Source organism: Ochrobactrum sp. MYb379, from assembly GCF_037479515.1.
In the GTDB taxonomy this organism is placed as follows: Bacteria; Pseudomonadota; Alphaproteobacteria; order Rhizobiales; family Rhizobiaceae; genus Brucella.
Genome location: NZ_JBBGYW010000003.1, coordinates 89453 through 110613, shown reverse-complemented (window position 1 = coordinate 110613; position 21161 = coordinate 89453). Strand labels below are relative to the sequence as shown.

Sequence of the window (21161 nt, the reverse complement as noted above, 5' to 3'; positions counted from 1 at the left end):
TATCTTTTCGATAGCCCTCCTCAAAAGCCTTCACCTCTCCCAAGGTGAAGACTCTTGATCTGGAGATTACAACAGGGATTTACAATACGCTAGCGCGAGACTGATTGAGACGCGGTCCATTAGCATAAAGTCTAAGCAATTTTTAATCGATGATTTAGTGGCTTGCGTCGCTTGACCTTGCTGATACCAGAACGTAATAGAGTTACGACGGTTCCCCGACCGAGAGCGAAGGGGATTAATAGGGAACACGGTGAGGACGACCCAAAAGGGACCGAGACCGTGGCTGCCCCCGCAACTGTAAGCGGATTGCCGTTCATCCCTGTGACGCCCAAAGGCGTCATGCCACTGAGTTTAGCTCGGGAAGGCAGATGAACAGCGAATATTCGTGAGCCAGGAGACCTGCCGTCTAACGTAGTCCATTGTCACGGGCGGGGATGCCCGGTGCAGGAGTTGGTTATGACAGCTATAAACGTCGCAAGGCGTCGCCTCCCTTTGTCATTCATATCCCCGGATATGTCCGTTCTCTATACGCGCCGGATCACGTCCGCCGTTTGATACGGCTTTTCTCACATCATTTCGGGGATTCAAATGAAACTCATCGGCAAGTTGCCGTTTGGCGCAATTGTTGGCGCTGCAAGCCTTTTCGTAACTGGTTTTGCGGCTGAAGCAGCTGAAACGCAGTATCCGCTAACGTTGAAAAATTGCGCGCGCAACGTGACATTTAAACATGCGCCAGAACGTGCGGTGGCCGTTGGTCAGAGCAGCGCAGAAATTCTGTATCTTCTGGGCCTCGGCGATAAAATGGTCGGCACAGCTTTGTGGGTTGGGCCTGTCCTCAAAGGCTACGAAGAAGCCAATGCCAAGGTAAAGCGTCTCGCGGATAATGATCCGAGCTTTGAGAGCATTCTGGCGGAAAAACCTGACCTTGTTGCCAATCAGTTCCAATGGCAGATTGGACCTGAGGGTGTTGTGGCGAAGGCTGAGCAATTCGAAGAACTCGGCGTTCCGGTTTATACATCCCCAGCCGATTGCATCGGAAAAGACAATTCAGACGGCGGTGATGGCGTTCGTCACGACGCCTTCACCATGGATCAGGTCTATCAGGAAATCGACGAACTCGCGCAGATCTTCAATGTGCAGGATCGTGGAGCAAAGGTTGTTGCTGATCTCAAAGCACGCGAAGACGCAGCACGTAAGAAGATCGCATCTGCCGATGGCAAGCTTTCGGCTGTTGTCTGGTTCTCCAGTGCAGAGCTCGATATTGATCCTTATGTTGCGGGCAAGAATGGTGCTCCAGCCTATATTCTGAAAACACTTGGCATCAATAATATCATTGATAGTGAAGAAGAGTGGCCGACTGTTGGCTGGGAAACCATTGCCAAGTCCAATCCGACAATTATCGTCGCGGGCACTATGGATCGTCGTCGTTTCCCTGCTGATGATGTTGCAGTTAAGCGGGAGTTCCTGAAGACTGACCCGGTCGCAAGCCTGATGCCAGCTGTTAAAGATGGTCATGTGTTCGATATGGACGCACAGGCAATGAACCCGACTATCCGCACCATTGAAGGCATTGAAACACTGGCAGATGCCATTGCAGCTTCAGGCCTGAACAAGTGACAACACGCTTAGCCACAGCCGGAATTCTGACTTCGAGAAGCTCAAGCAGCAGGGTGCTTTTTGGCGCACTGGCGCTTGTCTTATTGCTCGGCGCGCTGTGGCTGGGCGCCGCTATTGGTGAAACGTCAATACCTTTGGACGTGGTGGCAAAGACTATTGCCAATCGCATCTGGAATGCTGGTTATCCGCTCGAACCTATCGATGAGGGCATCGTGTGGAGTTATCGCTTAAGCCGTGCGGTAGTCGCGGCTTGCTGTGGCGCAGCTCTTGCAATATCGGGCGTCGTTCTGCAATCACTTCTGCGAAATTCTTTGGCTGATCCTTATATTCTAGGTATCTCAGCCGGGGCGTCGACAGGTGCCGTCGCTGTTGCAATTCTCGGCATCGGCGCTGGTATGCTCTCGCTGTCAGTGGGGGCTTTCATCGGTGCGATCATTGCATTCTCGCTTGTTTCACTGTTGGCACTTCGAGCAGGGCGGGGAAACAGTGCAATCATCCTCGCAGGCATTGCGGGCTCCCAGCTTTTCAACGCGCTAACCTCATTTATTGTCACCAAGGCCGCAAATGCGGAGCAGGCGCGCGGCATCATGTTTTGGTTGCTGGGCAATCTCTCTGGTGTGCGCTGGCCTGATGTGACGCTTGCGTTGCCTGCTTGCATTGTGGGTCTCGCAATTTGCCTATGGTATGCGCGCGCCCTTGATGCCTTCACGTTTGGCTCGGAATCGGCGGCATCGCTCGGCATTCCCGTGCGCCGCGTCTATGCAGTGCTGATCGGCGTTAGTGCCATGATGACGGCGGTGATGGTCTCTATTGTGGGTTCTATCGGGTTTATCGGGCTGGTCATACCCCATGCGGCACGTATGGTCGTTGGTGTGCGTCACGGGCGATTGCTGCCAGCTTCAGCACTCATTGGTGCAATCTTCATGATTGTTGCCGATATCCTCTCTCGCATCATCATTCCGGGGCAGGTTCTGCCAATCGGGGTCATAACGGCTCTGTTCGGTGCGCCGGCTTTTGCATTCCTTCTCGGGCAGAGGAGGGCGCAGTCATGATGCTTTCAACGCATAATGTTTGCTGGTCGGCAGGCGGTGTCGAAATCCTGCGCGACGTATCGCTCGACGTGAAAGAAGGCGAATTTCTGGGTATTATCGGGCCGAACGGCTCTGGTAAGACCAGTTTCTTGTCGCTTCTTTCTGGAGTTCGCCGCAGCCGTTCTGGCGAGGTAAGGCTGGGCGGAATGCCTATTCATAAGCTCAACCGTCGGGAGATTGCGCGCAAGCTCGCATTGGTTGAACAGCAGGCTGGAACGACGGATCGTATTACTGCGCGGCAAGCAGTCGAGCTAGGACGTACCCCTTACCTTGGCGCTCTTTCTCCATGGTCTATGGAAGACGACGTGATCGTGGATCGTGCGCTTGCCAATGTTGATATGACGCATCTCGCAGATCGATACTGGCATACGCTTTCAGGTGGCGAGCGGCAGCGTGTGCACATTGCACGTGCGCTGGCACAAGAGCCGCAAATCTTGTTGTTGGACGAACCGACAAACCATCTTGATATCGGACATCAGATTGGGTTGCTTGACCTTGTTAGTCGACAGAGGCTGACAGTGGTCGCGGCACTGCATGATTTGAACCATGCGGCAATGTTCTGTGATCGCATTGCGGTCATGGATAAAGGGCAGCTTGTTGCTTTAGGAACGCCGCGTGACGTGCTTCGGGCCGAATGTATCCGTAAGGTTTTCGGTGTTGAGGTCGAAGTGGAATATCAGGGCGTGGATGGCTGCCATATCCGTTATCGCGCACCGAGCCATCCGAAGCTTGAACTTAAACAATCCGCATAAACATGATTGGCATGACAATGAGCAAACGATTTTTCCTGGCCGCTACGTTGATGGTTGCTTCTGCATTTCCAGCTTTTGCTGAGACGTTCGAAGTTAAGATGATGAACCGTGGTGAAAAAGGCTCAATGGTTTTCGAGCCGGACTTCTTGAAGTTGGCGCCAGGCGATAAGGTGAAATTCATTGCAACCCATAAGAGCCATAATGCGGCGACGGTTGATGGGATGGTTCCAGAGGGCAATCCGGGCTTTAAGGGCAAGATCAATGAAGAGATCGAAGTGACTTTCGATCAGGCTGGCTTTTATGGCATCAAGTGCTCGCCGCATTACGGCATGGGTATGGTGATGCTGATTAAGGTTGGTGAAGCTGAGCTTCCACCAAGCTATCGTGAGGTGAAATTTCCGGCACGCGCAAAGACGCGTTTTGAAGATTTGTTTGCCGCATCATCCAATTGATTGTATATTTAAATGCTAAATTAAATAAAAGTAATTTAGCATTTAAACTTAATTATTTTACTTATGATATTCACGCGAATGTTAGGGGCTTATTGTTGACACTCTGTTTACATTTTGTTGACGTTTCTGCTATTAGGGCGATGTCATATTGTTAAGCCGTCCATTTTAAATTGTCTTTTTATTGACTTTCTAAAAAATGAATGCGTCGATTATTTTAGTTCAGCTTATTCTTGCATCTAAATAATCGCTGTTTGCTCTATGATAGATGCAGCAGCTTTGCGGCATCTCTTTTATGACCTGAATGTTAGGATAAGCTCAGTCTGAAGAGGGCAGAAACAAATTCAAGAGCTTTCATAGTCATTTTTAATAAGATTATATTTATATTGATAAAGAACGACGGCATCTTTTTTGGATGTCGTCGTTATTTTGTGGTGCATTTCTACATCGTGATTTTAATAGTTTCGATTACGGAATTGGGGGGCTACATTGCAGCTTTTAAGCGATGCTGCGTTAAATCAAGACCGAGTTCTTTTGCGCGAGCAATGACGGGTGCAAAGCGGCGCTGCTTCTTTTCCGCATGGTTTGAAGCAATGTCCGCAATGCGGTGCTTGAGGAACGGGTTAAGGAAGCGCTCGCGGACAGTATTGACATAGGCTTCCGCCTGTTCGCCCAGACCGTCGGCAGCAAAGACCGGCAGAACCTCTTCGCGCCAAAGCGCTTCAAGTTCATTGCGGATCGTTTCATCCTGCATGGCCTCCAGTACAATTTCATCCTTCGGACGATTGCCGTTCAACCATTGCTCAGCAATGAAAGTGTGGCCGAGATTGAGCAGATAGAGTTTGAGGCGCTCATAGCTTGCGAGGTCATCTGTCACGACGATGTCAGGATGCGTGCAGGGAAGTGTGAGCCCGTCTGTCTGTTCAATGGCCCAGATCGCATAATGTTCGGCAATAGCACCGACCGGGTCGATGGGTTCTGATACAATGCGGTCAACAAGGCTGTTGGCAAAGACGCATTTGCTTTCAATCCATTGTGTGAAAACCTTCGGCAAGCTCCAGCTTTCTGCGAGATCAAGCACGATCGAGCGCAGCTTATCGCCATTGCGCGAGATCAGTTCGCACGGAAAAATCGACAGTGCTGCTTCTGGATTAACCTGCCAGCGATGATGCAGCAGCACAAGCAGCTTGGCGGGAAAGCTTTTTGGCAGACGGTCGGCGTCGCTCAGCAGGGAAACATCATCACTTGCATCCAGCTCAAAGCCTTTGTCGCCAGTATTGGACAGGATCACCTGAACCTGTGTGGCAAGTGCGCGGATTGCTTTCCAATTGGTATGGGCGGAATAGGCCACACTTACGCTTCTTGCCTGATGCGTTTCATCAATAGCCTCGCCATTGGTCAGGCCGCGAATGATGACCGGGTAGCCTTCGCCGCTGTTAAGCGCCTCGATGCGGCGCGCACTCTCAGGATTGGTGGTCGTTTGAACGATTGCAACGGTGCCGATAGCGTCGCCTTTAGCTAAAGCTTCAGAAATGAAGAAGTCCACATGCCCGAGCAGAAAACGGCTGGTGCCAAACTGTAGAATCGATGGCTGATCGGTCATGTAGTCCTCCCTGAATTCCCTAAAATAGCTACGCCAGCCGGTAAAATTGGTCAAGCCACTCTTTAAAATCCATCTAAAAGGTGGTGCGACAAAACTGACATAATTGCATATATTCAGCAATTACAATGATATAGCTAATATTGCACTTTTTGCATCTTCAAAATATGGTAAGGCCAATTTGGGAGAGAGCATGAGTGAGCATATTGGCTCCGTGGAACCGCGGAGGCTTTACCAACAGATTGCCGATCGGGTCCGTCATCTGATCCGTGAAGGCCATTTTCCAGCGGGAAGCAGACTTCCAGCCGAGCGTGAACTCGCGCATCAGCTGGGCGTGTCCCGGCCTTCTTTGCGTGAAGCGCTGATTGCGCTTGAAATTGCAGGCAATGTCGAAATCCGCATGGGTTCGGGGATCTATGTTGCAGCTGAGGAAACACGGCTTCCAGCACAAGGCGGTTCGATTGGCGAAAGCCCGCTCGAAATCATGCAGGCGCGCTCGCTTGTTGAAGGCAGTGCGGTGATTATGGCTTGCAGCCAGATTACCAAAGAGGCGCTGGAGCGTCTGCGCGGCAATCTTGATGCGATGCGTTTGCAGATTGAAGCTAAGCGCAAGCCAATAGAGTTGGATCGACAGTTTCATCTGATTATCGCTGAACAATCGGGCAATTCGGTTGTTGCCCGCATCGTGCGTGATTTGTTTGACGAGCGGCATAGTCCGCTGACCGCGCAAATGCGTACCCGATATGAGAATGCCGAAACATGGACATATGCTTTGGCAGAGCACGAGAAGATTTATGCTGCACTGGAGGCGAGGGATCCGCTTCTGGCGCAGGCAGCGATGCGAACGCATCTGGATACATCAAAGCAGCGATGGATGGAGAACGAGCCCAGATAGTTGGGCTCATGTTTAACGCTGTTGCGATCTTGGGAGTGAGGTCAGAAAAATGAACGACAAGGCTGTCTCGGCTGTGACGCCGGTAATCCTTTTGCATCCGTCCGACGATGTGGCGGTTGCGCGTATTTCGGTTCGCGCTGGTGATCCGATTGGGCTTGGTGGTATTACTGCGCACAATCTTATCGGGCGTGGTCACAAGGTTGCTCTGCACGCTATCCCGCAAGGCAAGGAAGTGCATAAATATGGGCAGGTGATTGGTGTTGCCACGCAGGATATTGCCGTGGGTGAACATGTGCATCTGCACAATCTCGCAATGCTGCCTTCCGAGCATGAGCATCAGTTTTCGGTCGATATTGAAGAACGCGGTATGCTGCCGGAAGCGGAGCGCCGCCAGTTCATGGGCTATGATCGCGGTTTCGGTGGCGTCGGTACGCGCAACTATATCGGCGTCATTTCATCGGTAAACTGCTCGGCAACCGTGTCGCGTTACATTGCCGATTATTTCAACCGCATGGGCGGTCTGGATGGTTTTGAAAACGTGGATGGCGTGGTGGCACTCACGCATGGCAGTGGTTGTGCGCTGAACACCAAGTCGGAAGGTTATCGTCTGCTCACCCGTACCATTCAAGGCTATGCCAAGCACCCAAATTTCGGCGGCATTCTGCTAATCGGCCTTGGTTGCGAAACCAATCAGATCGCGCCGATTATGGAACATTATCGCATGGAAGAGGGCGCGCGCCTTCGCACCATGACGATCCAGCAACATGGCGGCACGCGCAAGACCATCGATCACGCGATTGCCGAGATAAAAGAAATGCTGCCGCTGGTGAATTCTGCCAAGCGTACGCCGCAACCGTTGTCGAAGCTGAAATTGGCGCTCGAATGCGGTGGCTCGGATGGTTATTCGGGCATTTCAGCAAACCCGGCTTTGGGCTATGCATCCGATCTGATCGTACGCAATGGAGGCACAACTGTTCTGGCTGAAACACCTGAAATCTATGGCGCTGAACATCTTCTGACACGCCGCGCAGTTACACCTGCGGTTGCAGAAAAGCTGCTTCAGCGCATCGATTGGTGGCGCGATTATACCGCGCGTAACGGCGACGAACTCAACAACAATCCGTCGCACGGAAACAAGCTAGGCGGTCTCACCACTATTCTTGAAAAGTCGCTGGGTGCGGTTGCGAAGGGCGGCTCCATGCCTCTCAAGGCCGTCTATGAATTTGCTGAAACCGTGACCGAACAAGGTTTCACCTTCATGGATACGCCGGGCTATGATCCGGTTGCCGTGACTGGACAGGTGGCGGGCGGTTGTAACGTCATCTGCTTTACGACAGGACGCGGATCGGTGTCGGGCTTCAAGCCTGCGCCTTGCATCAAGATTGCGACCAATTCCGAAATGTATGAACACATGAAGGAAGACATGGATTTCAATTGCGGTGGCATCGTCACAGGCGATGAAACCATCGAAGAGTCCGGCACACGCATTTTCGAGCATATCATCGCGGTTGCTTCAGGTGAGCAGACGCTGAGTGAAATCTACGATTATGGCGATAACGAATTCGTACCGTGGCAGGTCGGCGCAGTAACCTAAGCTGCCTCGAGCAATAAAAATGACAGGAATATTCTGATGGTCAAAGCTCTGCGTATCGAGAGCGAGAACGTAACTCGTTTTGCTGAGATTCCCGAAACACCACTTTTGCCCGGCCATGTCCGGGTGAATGTGAAGCACGTGGGGCTTTGCGGCAGCGATCTGAATACGTTCAAAGGGCTTAACCCGCTGGTGGAACTGCCACGCATTCCCGGTCATGAAATCGGCGGTGAAATCATCGAAGCGGGCGAGGGCGTGAGTGCGGCCTATGCCAAGGGTAAACGCGTTATCGTGCTGCCTTACACCAATTGCGGCCAGTGTTCTTCTTGCCGCAAAGGACGTCTGAACGCGTGTCGTTACAACAAGACGCTCGGCGTGCAACAGAATGGCGGGCTGGCAGAACAGATCGTGCTGCCAGCTGAAAAGCTCATTCTGAACGATACGCTTGCACCACGTCATCTCGCATTGGTCGAGCCGCTATCGGTTGGTTTTCATGCAGTCGAACGTGGCCGCGTTCAGGCTGGTGATACCGTTGCGGTGCTGGGTTGTGGCATGATCGGCATGGGTGTGCTGATTGGTGCGGTTGCGCGTGGTGCAAAGGTTATCGCCATCGATCCGAGTGCTGAAAAGCGTGAACTGGCGCTGAAATTTGGTGCAACACACGCTCTGCCGGGTGGCGAAGATGTTGTCGCGAAGGTGCAGGAACTCACCAATGATGATGGCGTCGATGTCGCCTTTGAAGCGGTCGGGTTGCCGATCACATTCACGCAGGCTGTTGATCTCGCGGGCTTTGCGGGACGTGTGGTCTATGTCGGCTATTCCAAATCGCCAGTGACCTATCAGACCCAGTTCTTCAATCTCAAAGAACTCGACATCATGGGCTCGCGCAATGCGACGCTCACCGATTTTGAGGCTGTCATCGCCCACCTTGAAAAGCTCGGAAACGATGCAGACCTGCTTATCTCGAAGGTGTTTCCATTTGAGGAAGCAGAACAGGCGTTGCCCTATTGGGATGGCGACCGCAACGTTCTGAAAATCATCATTGAACGCAACTGAATTGAAGCAGGTTTCTCTGCCCGGGAAGGACGGGCAGAGAAATTTTGTGGAGGAAACCGGCCTTTTGGCCAATTCTAAGGACCCTAAAGGGAGGAATATCATGAAGAAACTCGTTACCGGCATGATCGCCGCCAGCATGCTATTGGCTGGAAGCATGGCAGCATTGGCCGCAAATGTGTCGATCAAAGTTGCCTATGAAAACAACCCGGGTGAGCCTTTTGATGAGGTGATGCATTACTGGAAAGACGATCTTGCCAAGCGTAGCAATGGCGAAATCACACTGGAGCTTTATCCAAGCTCGCAGCTCGGCTCCAAGAAGGATGTGACGGAGCAGGCCATGATGGGCCTCAATGTCGTGACGATTTCTGACGTTGGCTTTCTGGCCGAATATGACCCGGACCTCGGCGTGCTTTATGGCCCGTTTCTGACTGATGATCCGGCGCAGCTTTTCAAGGTTTATGACGGTCCTTGGTTTAAGGAAAAGAGCGAAGAGCTGAAGAAAAAGGGCATTCACATCGTAATGCCGAACTATCTTTACGGTATTCGCCAGATCATTTCCAAAAAGCCAGTCCGCACGCCGGAAGACCTCAAGGGCATGAAGATCCGCGTTCCGAACAACGTCATGCAGATTAAGACCTTTGAAGCTATGGGTGCTACGCCAACCCCAATGCCGCTGGGCGAAACCTTCCCGGCGCTTGCGCAGGGCGTGATTGATGGCGTCGAAAATCCGATTTCGGTTCTCTATGGCCAGAAATTTCAGGAAGAAGCCAAGTATCTGAGCAAGGTCGGTTATCTGACCAACGTGGCTCTGATCGTCGGTGGCGAAGCCTTCTTCTCGACACTGCCTGAAGAACAGCTCAAGATGATCCATGAGTCCGCATATGATGCGGGTCTCTACAGCCAGAAGCTGACGATCGAAAAAGACAACGAGATGATCGAGAAAATGAAGGAAGCTGGCGTCGAAGTCATCGAAGTTGACCGTGCTCCTTTCAAAGCTTTGGCTGAAAAAGTCTACACCCAGTTCCCTGAATGGTCGCCAGGTCTTTATGAAAAGATTCAGGCTGAGCTGAAGAACTAATCCTCCCTATTCGGATATTGCCATGTCGCGGTTTTCACTGCGGCATGGCACGGTTATGGAAATTAATCCGATGAAATATTTTGATAAACTGGTCGAGTGGTCGGCAGCTTTGCCGCTTTTCGTTTTGCTGGCAATGTTCAATGTCGCTGTTGTCATGCGCTACTGGATGCATCAGCCATTGCAATGGACCGAGGAAATGGCCGGGCTATTGATGATCTGGATCATCATGCTAGGTAGTGTTGCGGCAGAACGCAGCAACCAGCATCTCGCTATTCCGATGCTTGTGGACCTCTTCTCTGAGAAGATTCGTGATGTCATTAATGCAATCATCTCAATTCTCTCGGGATTGTTCCTGCTTTATGTATCCTATGCCGGTTACAAACTGTCGGTCGCAGCGCAGTTCAAAGTCACTGACGTGCTCCGCGTCTCCTATTTCTGGATCGACATCGCAGTCCCCGTCGGCTTCGTGATTATCTCTATTTATATGTTTGCAGGTGCTTTCAAGTCCTTGCGCGCCGTATTTGCGGGAGGCAAGGCATGAACCTGACGACCATCGTTCTTATCATGCTGGCACTGATTGCGCTTAACATGCGCCTGTATGTGGCCATTTTGATTGCTGTCTTTACCTATTTTATCTTCTTCAACCAGATGCCGATTGCTATTGCTGTGCAGCGCTTTATCAGCCCTGCCCAGAACACATCGCTGTTGGCGATCCCGTTCTTCATTATGCTTGGAACGGTCATGTCGCATACGGGTATTGCCGAGCGTCTGATTAAGGTTGCGGATATTCTGGTTGGCCGTATGCGTGGCGGCATGGCGCTGACCAACATCATGGTTTCGACCCTGATGGGTGGCGTGAGCGCCTCCAACCTCGCCGATAGTGCCATGCTGACGCGCATGATGGTGCCGGAAATGGTCAAGCGTGGCTATGATAAGGCATTTTCCTGCGCAGTTACGGCTGCAGGTTCGCTAATCACACCAATCATTCCTCCGGGTATTGCGCTGATCATCTATGGTTTAATCGCTGACGTATCCATCGGCAAGATGTTTATGGCCGGTGTTGTTCCGGGAATTCTCGGCGCCGTTATTCTGATGATTGCAGCCTACATCACTTCGGTAAAACGTGGTTATAAGCCAAGCCGTGAAAAGCGCATGAGCGGTGCCGAAGTTGCATCGACGCTTGCTTCTGCATGGCCTGCTGTGCTGCTGCTGTTCGCGATCATCGGCGGTATCCGTATGAATATCTTCACGCCGACGGAAGCCGGTGCTGTTGCTGTTACGCTGGTGCTGATTATCGGCTTTGTGATCTATCGCGAAATGCGTGTGTCACACGTGGTGGATTCACTTATTGAAACCGCCAAGTCCACAGCTTCGGTGATGCTGGTTATAATGGCGTCGTCTGCACTCGCCTGGGTGTTTTCGCTTGAGCAGGCCGGCCAGTCGCTGATGCAGCTGATTTCATCATTCACCAGCAATCCCTATGCGTTTTTGCTGGCAGTCAACGTAATCCTTCTGATCCTTGGCGCGCTGATCGAAGGCACTGCTCTGATGATCGTTCTGGTGCCATTGCTCATGCCGACGGTTAAAGCGCTTGGCATTGATCCTGTGCATTTCGGTATTATCGTCATCGTCAATCTTTCGATTGGTACACTGACGCCGCCCGTCGGAACAGTGATGTTGATGGTCTGTAATATAGCCAAAGTACGTGTTGCAGATTTCACGCGTCAGGCATTCAGCATGTATATGGGGCTGTTCATCCTGCTTGCATTGATCACATACGTGCCATTCATCTCGACGTTTTTGGCAAACTAATTGATTAAAGGCGCGGGAAAATCCCGCGCCTTTTATTTTACAGCACCGAGTGACAGTCCTTTGATAAGATAGCGCTGCAACCAAACAAACAGGATTGCAACGGGCAACGTCGCAACCAATGTTGCGGCCATCACATAATGCCACTCAACCGTGTAGCGCCCAGCAACCAGTGAGAATACCTGAATAGGTAGCGTGTAACTCTCCTGACTGCGAAGCATCGTCAGCGCTACAACGAACTCATTCCAAGCGTTAATGAAAGTGAATATCGTGGTGACTGCGATTGCGGGAAGGCAAAGCGGCAGGAATACCTTGGCCAGTGTTTTGAAACGACCTGCACCCTCCATCCATGAAGCTTCTTCGAGGTCCTTTGGTATCGTGTCGAAATAGCTTTGCAGCATCCACACCGTGAAGGCGACGTTGAACGCCATATAGACAGCACCCACTGCTGTAACGCTTTCAATCAATCCATAGGCTGCGAGCAGTCGAAACAGGCCCAGCACCAGAACGATGGGCGAAATCATCTGCGAAATGAGCAAGAACTGCCGAAATGCACCATCACCCGCAAAACGAAAGCGGGACATAGCATAAGCGGCAGGGATTGAGAAAACAATCGCGCCCACTGATGCGATCACCGAGACGTAGACCGAGTTGAGGAGTGCTGTGCCGAAGCCTGTACGGACCCACATTTCCGAGAAATTCTGCCAATGAAATTCGCTCGGCCACCATGTTGGTGACAAAACTTCCTGGGGTGGCTTTACAGCTGTGAGGAACATTACTGCGAAGGGAAACAGTGTCAGCACAATGAGCGGAACAAGAGCCGCCCATGCGAGAATTGTCCGTTTTACTTTTGGCTTGTTCATGCCGGTTCCTTCCGCATGGCAAGGCGAATATAAATCGCGGTAAACACAAGAAGAATGGCGAGCATGATAAGCGATACTGCAGAGGCTTCACCGAGTTTTCCGAGACGGAACGCAAGCTTATAAAGATGCGTGACCAGAATATCTGTTGAGTTGGCCGGGCCGCCCTGTGTCATCACCCAGATAATAGGGAAGGAATTGAAAACATAAATCGTGTTCAAAACGATGGCTATATTCACGAAGGGCTTGAGTAGCGGGAAGGTAATTTCACGAAACTGCTGCCAGGGACTGGCACCCTCAAGCGATGATGCTTCGTAAAGATCATCGGGAATGGACGAAAGGCCACCGAGAAAGATCGTGGTTGTAAAGGGCACAGTGACGAGAATGCCGACAAGTATCTGCATCGGAAATGCGGTTGTTGCGCTCGCAAGCCACTGGATATTGCTATCGATCAGCCCGAGATTACGCAGCGCAGAATTGAGCATTCCGCTTTCGCCATTCAGCGCCCAGCGCCAGACGATTGCGGTCATGGTAAGCGATACGGCCCATGGCAGCATGATGATGACACGTGCAATGGACCGGCCGTAAAAGTCCATATTGAGAATGATCGCAACCGGGATCGAAACAAGCAAAGCGCCGCCAACAACGGCAATCGTCCAGAAAGCAGTTCGCCATATCGCATTAATGAAATCGGGTGACGCGAACAGCGCTGAGAAATTGTCGACACCGTTAAAGTCTCGCAATTGCCCGAAGCGGTTCACGTTGTGGGTGGCAATCTCTATGAGGTTCACAACCGGCCAGAAAATCACAACCGCAGCCAGAAGCAGGCTTGGCAGGATCAGGAAATAGGGCAGTGTGCGATTTTGCATCAGCCATAAACCCCATATCTGTTGAATGAAGAAAGCCCGGCAATGCGCTAATGCACTGCCGGGATGACGGAGGCTTATTTCTTCAGGATTGCATCCGCTTTGGCGGCAGCTTCCTTGAGCACAGCGTCTGGTTCACCCTTGCCGAGATAGATTGTCTGCATGGCATTAGACGTGATGTCAGCGATTTCCTCCCAACCCGGAATGATTGGTGCGAAACGTGCATCTGGCAGAAGTGCGGTGAAGGCTGCGAGATCCGCATTATTGACGTAATAATCCATCTTCGCTTCTTCCTTATTTACAGGAAGGAAACCTTCGCCTTGCGTGAACTTGGCGCGCCAATCTGTTTGGAACAGGAAGTCGAGCACTTTCCATGCCTCCTCCTTGTTCTTAGAGTTCTCAAACATAATGACCGAGTCTGTCACGCCATAAGTTCCACGCGCACCCGTTGGACCAGCTGGAATTGCAGTCACGCCGTATTTAAGATTTGGCGCTTCTTCCTTGATCTGGTTTGACAAAAACGGTGCTGTGATCATCATGCCGACTTTGCCCTGCTTGAACAGGTTTTGCACGTCCTCACGCGCATAAGAGGTGACGCCAGGCTGCGTCAGACCATCATCAATCATCGATTTGTAAAGCTTGGCTGCTTCCAGTGCGCCCGGTGAACTCAGGCCCGATGTGCCGTCCTTGTTGAGGATTTCAGCGCCTTGGGACCACATGGCATAATAATAATAAACATCGGTTTCAATTTCTTTGCCCTGAAGGCCGAAACCATAGTTTTCACCGCCCAATGCCTTGATCTTTTCAGCGGCAGCTTTGACTTCATCCCAGTTTGCTGGAGGATTGGCCACACCAGCTTTTTCAAGCAGATCTTTGTTGTAATACATGGCGCGGGCAGAGGCCGCGATTGGCAAGCCGTAAGTTTTATCTTCGAGTACCGAAGGCGACAGGAATGTTTCGATGAAGCGCCCTTTGAAAGCGTCATCCATATAGCCGTCAAGCGGCTCTGCAATACCCTGTTGTACGAAATCAATCAGCCAGCGGGTGCCGATGATGGAAAGATCTGCGTTGGTACCAGCGGAAATATCGGTTGTGAGCTTTTGTAGCAGCACATCCCATGGCACAACTTCGAAATTGAGCGTTATGCCGGGGTTCTCGGCTTCGAAAGCCTTCTTTACTTCATCAAAATATGGTTTGGTTTTGGAACTGTATTCCGCAACTGTCATGCGCACTTCGCCCGCGTGCGCGAATGAGCTCAGTGGCAGAATGCTCAATCCGGCCAGAAGGCCAGCCTTCCATTTTCCTATCGTCATGTTTCCGTTCCCTTTTTTGGCATTGCCTGATGCAATTTCATGCTTATTTTTGTTATTTTCTTACATTATCGGCAAATCAAACGCTTTCAAGTAAAAAGTTTTGTTGCAAACTTACATTTTCACTTTTACGCTAAAGCCAAATAAGGGCGCGAAAAGCGCCGTATAAAGGGGAATAAATTGGAGAATTCAGGCGAGTTTGCCGGAAAATCCGTATTGATAACCGGCGCTGGCGGTGGCTTGGGGACGGCTCTTGTTGAGCTTTTTACCTCTCGCGGTGCGCGCGTTGTCGGTTGCGATCTGACGCTTGAGGCAATGCAGAGCGATTGTATCTCCAGCCGTCACGTTTTTGACCTTGGTGTTCCTGAAACTGTGGAGCACGCGGCTCAAGGCATTATCGCTTCAGATGGTGTGCCCGATATCGTCATTAACAATGCTGGCTGGACCCGCTCGGATAGTTTTGAGGACCTTGAGCAAAGCAAAATCGCAACTGAAATCGATATAAATCTGACGAGTGTTTCAGTGCTTTCTACGGTTCTGGCAAAGGCAATGGCACGCCGGGGAAACGGGGCTTTTGTCTTCATATCCTCCATCAACTCACTCATGCATTTCGGCAATCCAGCCTATGCGGCTGCAAAGGCCGGCATCAATGCTTTTGCTCGCGCCTTGGCCGTTGAATATGGCCCGAAAGGTCTTCGCGCGAATGTGGTTTGTCCGGGCTCTATTCGAACGGCTGCATGGGATCATCGGATAGGTAAAGATCCAACGGTTCTCGACAAGTTGCGCAAGCTTTATCCTCTGGGACGTATTGTCAATGTTGAGGAGGTGGCGGAGGCGGTAGCATTTTTGGCGTCTGATCGAGCCTCCGGCATCACCGGCACGGTTCTGCCGGTTGATGCTGGCCTGATGGCTGGATGCAGGCCTTTTATTGATGATATTTTAGGTGGGAACTAAGCCATGAAGAATGTCTCTTTGCGCGGAATTACCAAGACGTTTGGCCAGCTTAATGTGCTTGATCGTGTTGATCTTGATATTGAAGATGGCGAGTTTCTCGTTCTGGTCGGCCCATCAGGTTGTGGAAAATCTACGCTTTTAAGAATGGTCGCTGGGCTTGAGCCAATTTCCAATGGTGATCTCATTATCGGTGGTGAACGCGCTAATGAATTGTCGCCGCAAAAGCGCAACATCGCGATGGTGTTTCAATCTTATGCGCTGTTTCCGCATATGACTGCGCGTGAAAATATTGGTTTTGGCCCGCGCATTCGCGGTGAAGATAAAGCAGCGACCGCTGCCAAGGTGGATAAGGCCGCAGGCATTCTCAATCTTCACTCCTATCTGGATCGGTACCCGCGCCAGCTTTCCGGTGGTCAGCGCCAGCGCGTGGCTATGGGGCGTGCCATTGTTCGTGAACCGTCTGTATTTCTGTTTGACGAACCACTGTCTAATTTGGATGCACAGCTTCGAGTGCAAATGCGCACTGAAATCAAGGCTTTGCACCAGCGGCTTAAATCAACAGTCATCTATGTTACCCATGATCAGATCGAAGCTATGACGATGGCAGACCGGATTGTCGTGATGAATCAGGGCAAAATCCAACAGATCGGAGCGCCGCTTGATCTCTATGACCGCCCGGCAAATAAATTCGTCGCGGGCTTTATCGGATCACCGTCCATGAGCTTCATTCCAGGGGCCGTTTCTGAGGCTGGAATATTTAGCAGCAGCGATGGTGAGAGTATTGCTGTGCCCGGACGCGGAACGACCAAAGGCTTGGCCGAATTGGGAATACGGCCTGAAAATTTCGTCGTTGATACTGACGGAAAGGGTCTGTCACTCATGGTCGAAGTTGTCGAGCCGACGGGACCGGAAACGCATGTTTACGGAAAAATTGCCGGTTCCGCCGTGCGAGCCGTGTTTCGTGAGCGTATTCATCTTGCGCCCGGAGAGCGAGTCCCTGTAACGGCAAGGCCTGAACATATCCATCTGTTTGATAAGGAAAGCGGACTACCGCTTTAAAAACTGCATGAGTAAAATCGCCGACATCCTATCGCAGCTTCATGCTGTGGCACAGGACGGATCAAAATCCGATAGGAGATTGGCGGCATTGGTGCTTGTGGAGCCTCATTCCATATCAAAAGCTGCAATCTCAGAAATTGCCCAGCGAGCAGGTGTTAGTGAGCCGACTGTTACGCGCTTTTGTAGATCCCTTGGTTGTGATGGTGTTCGTGATTTTAAGTTTTTTCTTGCACAGGCACTCGCTATTGGCGGTCAATATCTGACCGCGGAAGCACCGACGCGTGATGTACGTGAGGCGCGGATCGCGCTTGCGGTTACCGATGGTGCCATTTCCGCAATTCAGCGCGCCTGCGATAACATCGATATGTCGCTGATCATAAATATTGCAGAGCGAATTGCTGTGTCATCGTCTGTGCTTTGCATCGGGTCTGGCGGTATTTCTTCTATGATGGCAACCGAAATGCAAAACCGGCTTTTCCGGCTGGGTATTCCCGTGGTTTCCCATGTAGACGGGCAGTTGCAGCGGATGTATGCGGCCATTGCCGGGCCCGAAATGACGGTTATCGCCTTTTCGATATCAGGCTATGCGCGCTCGGTAATTGAAGCTGTCGAAATTGCTAAGCAATACGGCGCTGATACGATTGCAATTACTACACCGATTTCAGAGCTTGCGGGAACCGCAAACATGGTTGTGCCGTTTCGAGTTAATGAAGATGGAAATCTTTTTAAACCAACGTCTTCGCGCTTTGCTTTGTTGGCAATCGTCGACTTAATCGCAACTGCGACTGCTGAAACACGCGGTCCTGAAGTGCTTGAACGTCTGCGACGCATCAAACAAAGCCTGAATATGCTTAAAGTAGATGATCCAAGTTTGCCGCTGGGAGACTGAATGAATGGGAATACCTAAAACGATTGGCGAGATTGATACGCCTGCTATCCTTATCGATGTTAACCGCGTGCAGGCCAATATTGTTAAGGCGCAGGCACATGCTGATACGATCGGCGTGAAGCTTCGTCCGCATATTAAAACACATAAGCTTCCATATTTTGCGCGGCGGCAGCTTGAGGCTGGAGCTGTTGGCATTACCTGTCAAAAGCTTGGTGAAGCTGAAGTTATGGCGGATGCGGGCATTATCGATATTTTCTTGCCCTATAATATTCTGGGTAAGGAGAAGCTTGATCGGCTTTATGCTCTGCATCAGCGCATTACAATCTCCGTAACGGTTGATAACGCGACAGCTCTTGAGGGGCTGGCAAAGCGCTTCACCAATGCAGGGCGACCGCTTAAGGTTCTTGTGGAATGCGACACCGGCATGGGGCGCTGTGGCGTGCAAACGGCCGAGGAAGCGCTTAAACTTGCCCGGCAGATCAACGAGAGCAAAGGTCTGCACTTTGGTGGCCTGATGACTTATCCAGCGACTGGCAAGGCTGATCAGGCAGAAAACTGGTTGCGTACAGCGCGTGATCTGCTGGCAGAAAATGGCCTTCAATGCGAAACTATCTCAAGCGGCGGCACGCCTGATATGTGGCTTTCGCCAATCGACAGTGTTGTTACTGAATATCGCCCGGGTACTTATATTTATTTCGACCGTTTTCAGATGGCAAAAGGGGCGGCAACGCTTAACGATTGCGCTTTGACTGTATTATCCACAATTGTCAGCCACCCCACACCAGACCGTGCGATTATCGATGCTGGTTCAAAATCGCTTTCCAGCGATACGCTTGGATTGCCCGATTTTGGCGAACTGGCTGGTAGGACAGACGCACGGGTGACGGGTCTGAGCGAAGAGCATGGCACGCTTAAGGGCGATCTCGCTGGCTTAAAGGTTGGTGACAAGGTGCGGGTTATTCCCGATCATGTCTGTGTCGTTTCTAATCTCTTCGACGAAGTGCATCTGATCTCCGGCGACGATATTGTCGATATTTTGCCGGTTGCCGCACGCGGAAAGCTTCAATGATGACGGATAATCCTTTCGCTGGTGACAATGACCGTGAGCAGATTTGGGAAATGCTGGTTCGTCGCGATATCGAGGCTTTTGTTACTCAGACTTGGTCGTTAGTGGCTGATGACTTTGATGAAGCGCGCTTTCTCGGCATTCATGCACACGGTGAAGTAAACCCGGACAAATGGGATGCTGCTTTCCCGACACTTGCTTCCTATCGCGATGAATGGTTGCGGCAGGCAGCAGGGAGTGCTGCAACAGATTATGCCGAATCTCTTGCCGATGGCGTGCATCGCGCAACACGACTCAATGTGATTGATATCAACGGTGATGTCGCAGTTGCGCGTAAAAAATTTAACGGAACTATCGCCAAAGCAGACGGAACACAGGATATTCTGAACTGGCAAACGCTTTATTTCTGTCGTCGCGATGGGGATCGTTGGCGCATCACTGGCTTTGTCGGGTATATGGTTAACGACTGATTTAATCGCGTTAAATAATCTCGCAAATTTGGGCACGGATCGGTTGATCCGCGCTCATTTTTCTGGCAAATGATGCCATATATTGCACAAGTATAATCATACAAATTCACTGTAATTATGCGGAATTATATTCTGCGAATACTAAATTGTCTCATGTCGCAGCCGATTGCATATTTGTCGCAGCTCGCTCCTGTGCAGCCCTTCCAGCGGATTACTATCGTAGGCAGGTTGACCGATTAAATCCGATAACCGGATAGGTTGGTTAACCTTCATATTTCGTCGCGCAGCCCATCAAAAACAATCAAGGGGACGGGCCGTGCAAAGATGAATCCGTGACTGTGGGTGGACATGTCTGGAAATGGCCTATATAAATAGATCACACCAATCGCTAATCATTCCATGTGGGTATGTCATTGCCCGCAAGTTGCGCATGTCCAATTCGCGCATGAATGAAGAAATAAAAATGATAATAAGGAGATTAAACCCACAAGAACAGTGGGGTTAAACATAATGCATGGTATTTTATACAAGGATGAAAGTATGAAGTCGCCAGCTAAGACAAAGATAAGCTTGAATAGCGTGTTTAAAGTCTTCGGCGACGATCCGAAGCTTGCGATGCAGGAATTGCGTGCAGGTAAGTCAAAGGCCCAGATTCACAGCGATCATGGTGCCACAATCGGTGTAGACAACGCGACCTTCGATATTAAAGAAGGCGAAGTATTCGTGATCATGGGCCTCTCTGGTTCAGGTAAATCAACGTTGTTGCGCCTTCTCAATCGCCTCATAGAGCCCACTGAAGGCTCCATCGAAGTTGACGGCCGCGATATTGTGAAAATGTCGAAGCGTGAGCTTATCGATCTTCGTCGTCGCGATATGAGCATGGTGTTCCAGTCATTTGCGCTTCTTCCAAATAGGAACGTAATTGATAATGCTGCGTTCGGCCTTGAAGTGGCCGGGATGGGCGAGGCTGAACGTCACGAAAAAGCGTTAAAAGCGCTGTCTGCAGTCGGTCTTGAACCCTATGCCAATTCGATGCCAGATCAGTTGTCGGGCGGTATGAAGCAGCGCGTTGGTCTTGCAAGAGCGCTGGCAAGCGAACCCACCATCCTGTTGATGGATGAGGCATTCTCGGCGCTTGATCCGTTGATCCGCACGGAAATGCAGGATGAATTGAAGCGTCTTCAGGCGGAAAATAGTCGTACAATTATTTTTGTAAGCCATGATCTTGATGAAGCCATGCGTATTGGTGATCGTATTTGCATCATGCAGCACGGCAAGGTCGTTCAGGTTGGTACACCAAACGAAATCGTCTCAGCGCCTGCCAATGATTATGTCCGTTCGTTCTTCCGCAATGTTGATGTTTCGCGCGTCTTTAAGGCTGCTGATGTCGTACGCGAAGATGAGCTGATCACCTTCGATCAGGCACAAATGTCTTCTGCACTCGAACGTCTTGATGCAAGCGGTAAGTCGTATGGCGTGTTGCTGGATGCTGACCGTGTTTATCGCGGTGTTGTGACACGCGATGCGCTCGCAAGTGGCAGTTTTAAAGCTGAAAATGACCAGCTAGATGGTGCTGCTGCAATTCAGGCTGATGCACCGCTGTCGGGGCTTCTGGTGCGTGTTGCTGAAAGCCCTTGGCCGGTGCCAGTCACCGACCGGAACAATCGCTATCTCGGCGCTATAAGTAAATCGGCATTGCTTGAAACGCTTGGCCGCGCAGGCTGATCTGCGCGCCTCATTTCTCTCAGG

General features: G+C 51.0%; 20 protein-coding genes and 1 riboswitch. Of the genes, 16 read left to right on the top strand and 4 right to left on the bottom strand.

Going from position 1 to position 21161, the window contains the following annotated elements; genetic code table 11:
- Positions 1–191: 191 nt before the first annotated feature.
- Positions 192–421, top strand: a riboswitch (cobalamin riboswitch).
- A gap of 167 nt (positions 422–588) precedes the next feature.
- Genes WH356_RS07750 through WH356_RS07735 form a run of 4 tightly spaced genes read left to right on the top strand, consistent with a single transcriptional unit; the run spans position 589 to position 3912 of the window.
- Positions 589–1617 (top strand): ABC transporter substrate-binding protein, encoded by a 1029-nt coding sequence (locus tag WH356_RS07750; protein WP_339509618.1) that lies wholly within the window; start codon positions 589–591, stop codon positions 1615–1617.
- Positions 1618–1640: 23 nt separating this feature from the next.
- Entirely contained in the window at positions 1641–2669 is a 1029-nt protein-coding gene (locus WH356_RS07745) for a FecCD family ABC transporter permease (protein ID WP_445253648.1), read from the top strand.
- Positions 2666–3460 (top strand): ABC transporter ATP-binding protein, encoded by a 795-nt coding sequence (locus WH356_RS07740; protein WP_339509617.1) that lies wholly within the window; start codon positions 2666–2668, stop codon positions 3458–3460. The genes WH356_RS07745 and WH356_RS07740 overlap by 4 nt, the downstream gene beginning before the upstream one ends.
- Before the next feature lie 17 nt (positions 3461–3477).
- Entirely contained in the window at positions 3478–3912 is a 435-nt protein-coding gene (locus tag WH356_RS07735) for a pseudoazurin (RefSeq protein WP_339509616.1), read from the top strand.
- Positions 3913–4393: 481 nt separating this feature from the next.
- Here the strand turns inward: WH356_RS07735 and WH356_RS07730 are convergent, their stop codons facing one another.
- Positions 4394–5512, bottom strand: coding sequence for a mannitol dehydrogenase family protein (locus WH356_RS07730; protein ID WP_339509615.1), 1119 nt, complete (start codon positions 5510–5512; stop codon positions 4394–4396).
- Between the two features lie 190 nt (positions 5513–5702).
- Here WH356_RS07730 and WH356_RS07725 point away from each other — a divergent pair, with 190 nt between their 5' ends.
- The 6 genes from WH356_RS07725 to WH356_RS07700 all read left to right on the top strand — a co-directional run bounded on the left by WH356_RS07725 (position 5703) and on the right by WH356_RS07700 (position 11941).
- On the top strand, positions 5703–6404 hold the full coding sequence (locus WH356_RS07725; RefSeq protein WP_339509614.1) for a FadR/GntR family transcriptional regulator: 702 nt from the start codon (positions 5703–5705) through the stop codon (positions 6402–6404).
- A gap of 49 nt (positions 6405–6453) precedes the next feature.
- On the top strand, positions 6454–7998 hold the full coding sequence (locus tag WH356_RS07720; RefSeq protein ID WP_339509613.1) for a UxaA family hydrolase: 1545 nt from the start codon (positions 6454–6456) through the stop codon (positions 7996–7998).
- Positions 7999–8034: 36 nt separating this feature from the next.
- Entirely contained in the window at positions 8035–9051 is a 1017-nt protein-coding gene (locus tag WH356_RS07715; protein ID WP_339509612.1) for a zinc-binding alcohol dehydrogenase family protein, read from the top strand.
- Positions 9052–9151: 100 nt separating this feature from the next.
- Positions 9152–10129, top strand: coding sequence for a C4-dicarboxylate TRAP transporter substrate-binding protein (locus tag WH356_RS07710; protein ID WP_250040591.1), 978 nt, complete (start codon positions 9152–9154; stop codon positions 10127–10129).
- A 22-nt stretch (positions 10130–10151) separates the two neighbouring features.
- On the top strand, positions 10152–10670 hold the full coding sequence (locus tag WH356_RS07705) for a TRAP transporter small permease (protein ID WP_339509611.1): 519 nt from the start codon (positions 10152–10154) through the stop codon (positions 10668–10670).
- Positions 10667–11941: a TRAP transporter large permease gene (locus tag WH356_RS07700; protein ID WP_339509610.1), complete on the top strand. Its 1275-nt coding sequence runs from the start codon at positions 10667–10669 to the stop codon at positions 11939–11941. Before WH356_RS07705 ends, WH356_RS07700 begins: the two co-directional genes overlap by 4 nt.
- 32 nt (positions 11942–11973) lie before the next feature.
- On the opposite strand, the gene WH356_RS07695 is transcribed toward WH356_RS07700, so the two are convergent.
- The 3 genes from WH356_RS07695 to WH356_RS07685 form a co-directional block, all read right to left on the bottom strand.
- Entirely contained in the window at positions 11974–12801 is an 828-nt protein-coding gene (locus WH356_RS07695) for a carbohydrate ABC transporter permease (protein WP_339509609.1), read from the bottom strand.
- Positions 12798–13667, bottom strand: coding sequence for a carbohydrate ABC transporter permease (locus WH356_RS07690; protein WP_339509608.1), 870 nt, complete (start codon positions 13665–13667; stop codon positions 12798–12800). Before WH356_RS07690 ends, WH356_RS07695 begins: the two co-directional genes overlap by 4 nt.
- Positions 13668–13741: 74 nt before the next feature.
- On the bottom strand, positions 13742–14977 hold the full coding sequence (locus WH356_RS07685; RefSeq protein WP_339509607.1) for an ABC transporter substrate-binding protein: 1236 nt from the start codon (positions 14975–14977) through the stop codon (positions 13742–13744).
- Positions 14978–15154: 177 nt separating this feature from the next.
- Here WH356_RS07685 and WH356_RS07680 point away from each other — a divergent pair, with 177 nt between their 5' ends.
- The 6 genes from WH356_RS07680 (at position 15155) to proV (ending at position 21137) form a co-directional block, all read left to right on the top strand.
- The gene (locus WH356_RS07680) at positions 15155–15928 is read left to right on the top strand and encodes an SDR family NAD(P)-dependent oxidoreductase (RefSeq protein ID WP_339509606.1); all 774 of its coding nucleotides are present in this window, start codon (positions 15155–15157) and stop codon (positions 15926–15928) included.
- Between the two features lie 3 nt (positions 15929–15931).
- Positions 15932–16987: an ABC transporter ATP-binding protein gene (locus tag WH356_RS07675; protein WP_339509605.1), complete on the top strand. Its 1056-nt coding sequence runs from the start codon at positions 15932–15934 to the stop codon at positions 16985–16987.
- A 7-nt stretch (positions 16988–16994) separates the two neighbouring features.
- Positions 16995–17876, top strand: coding sequence for a MurR/RpiR family transcriptional regulator (locus WH356_RS07670; RefSeq protein ID WP_339509604.1), 882 nt, complete (start codon positions 16995–16997; stop codon positions 17874–17876).
- Between the two features lie 4 nt (positions 17877–17880).
- Positions 17881–18945: a D-TA family PLP-dependent enzyme gene (locus WH356_RS07665; protein ID WP_339509603.1), complete on the top strand. Its 1065-nt coding sequence runs from the start codon at positions 17881–17883 to the stop codon at positions 18943–18945.
- Positions 18942–19412, top strand: a complete 471-nt coding sequence (locus tag WH356_RS07660) for a hypothetical protein (RefSeq protein ID WP_445253645.1) — start codon at positions 18942–18944, stop codon at positions 19410–19412. Before WH356_RS07665 ends, WH356_RS07660 begins: the two co-directional genes overlap by 4 nt.
- Before the next feature lie 540 nt (positions 19413–19952).
- Positions 19953–21137 carry a glycine betaine/L-proline ABC transporter ATP-binding protein ProV gene (proV, locus tag WH356_RS07655; protein WP_339509602.1) on the top strand — a complete coding sequence of 395 codons (1185 nt, stop codon included), beginning with the start codon at positions 19953–19955 and terminating at the stop codon, positions 21135–21137.
- Positions 21138–21161: the final 24 nt, after the last annotated feature.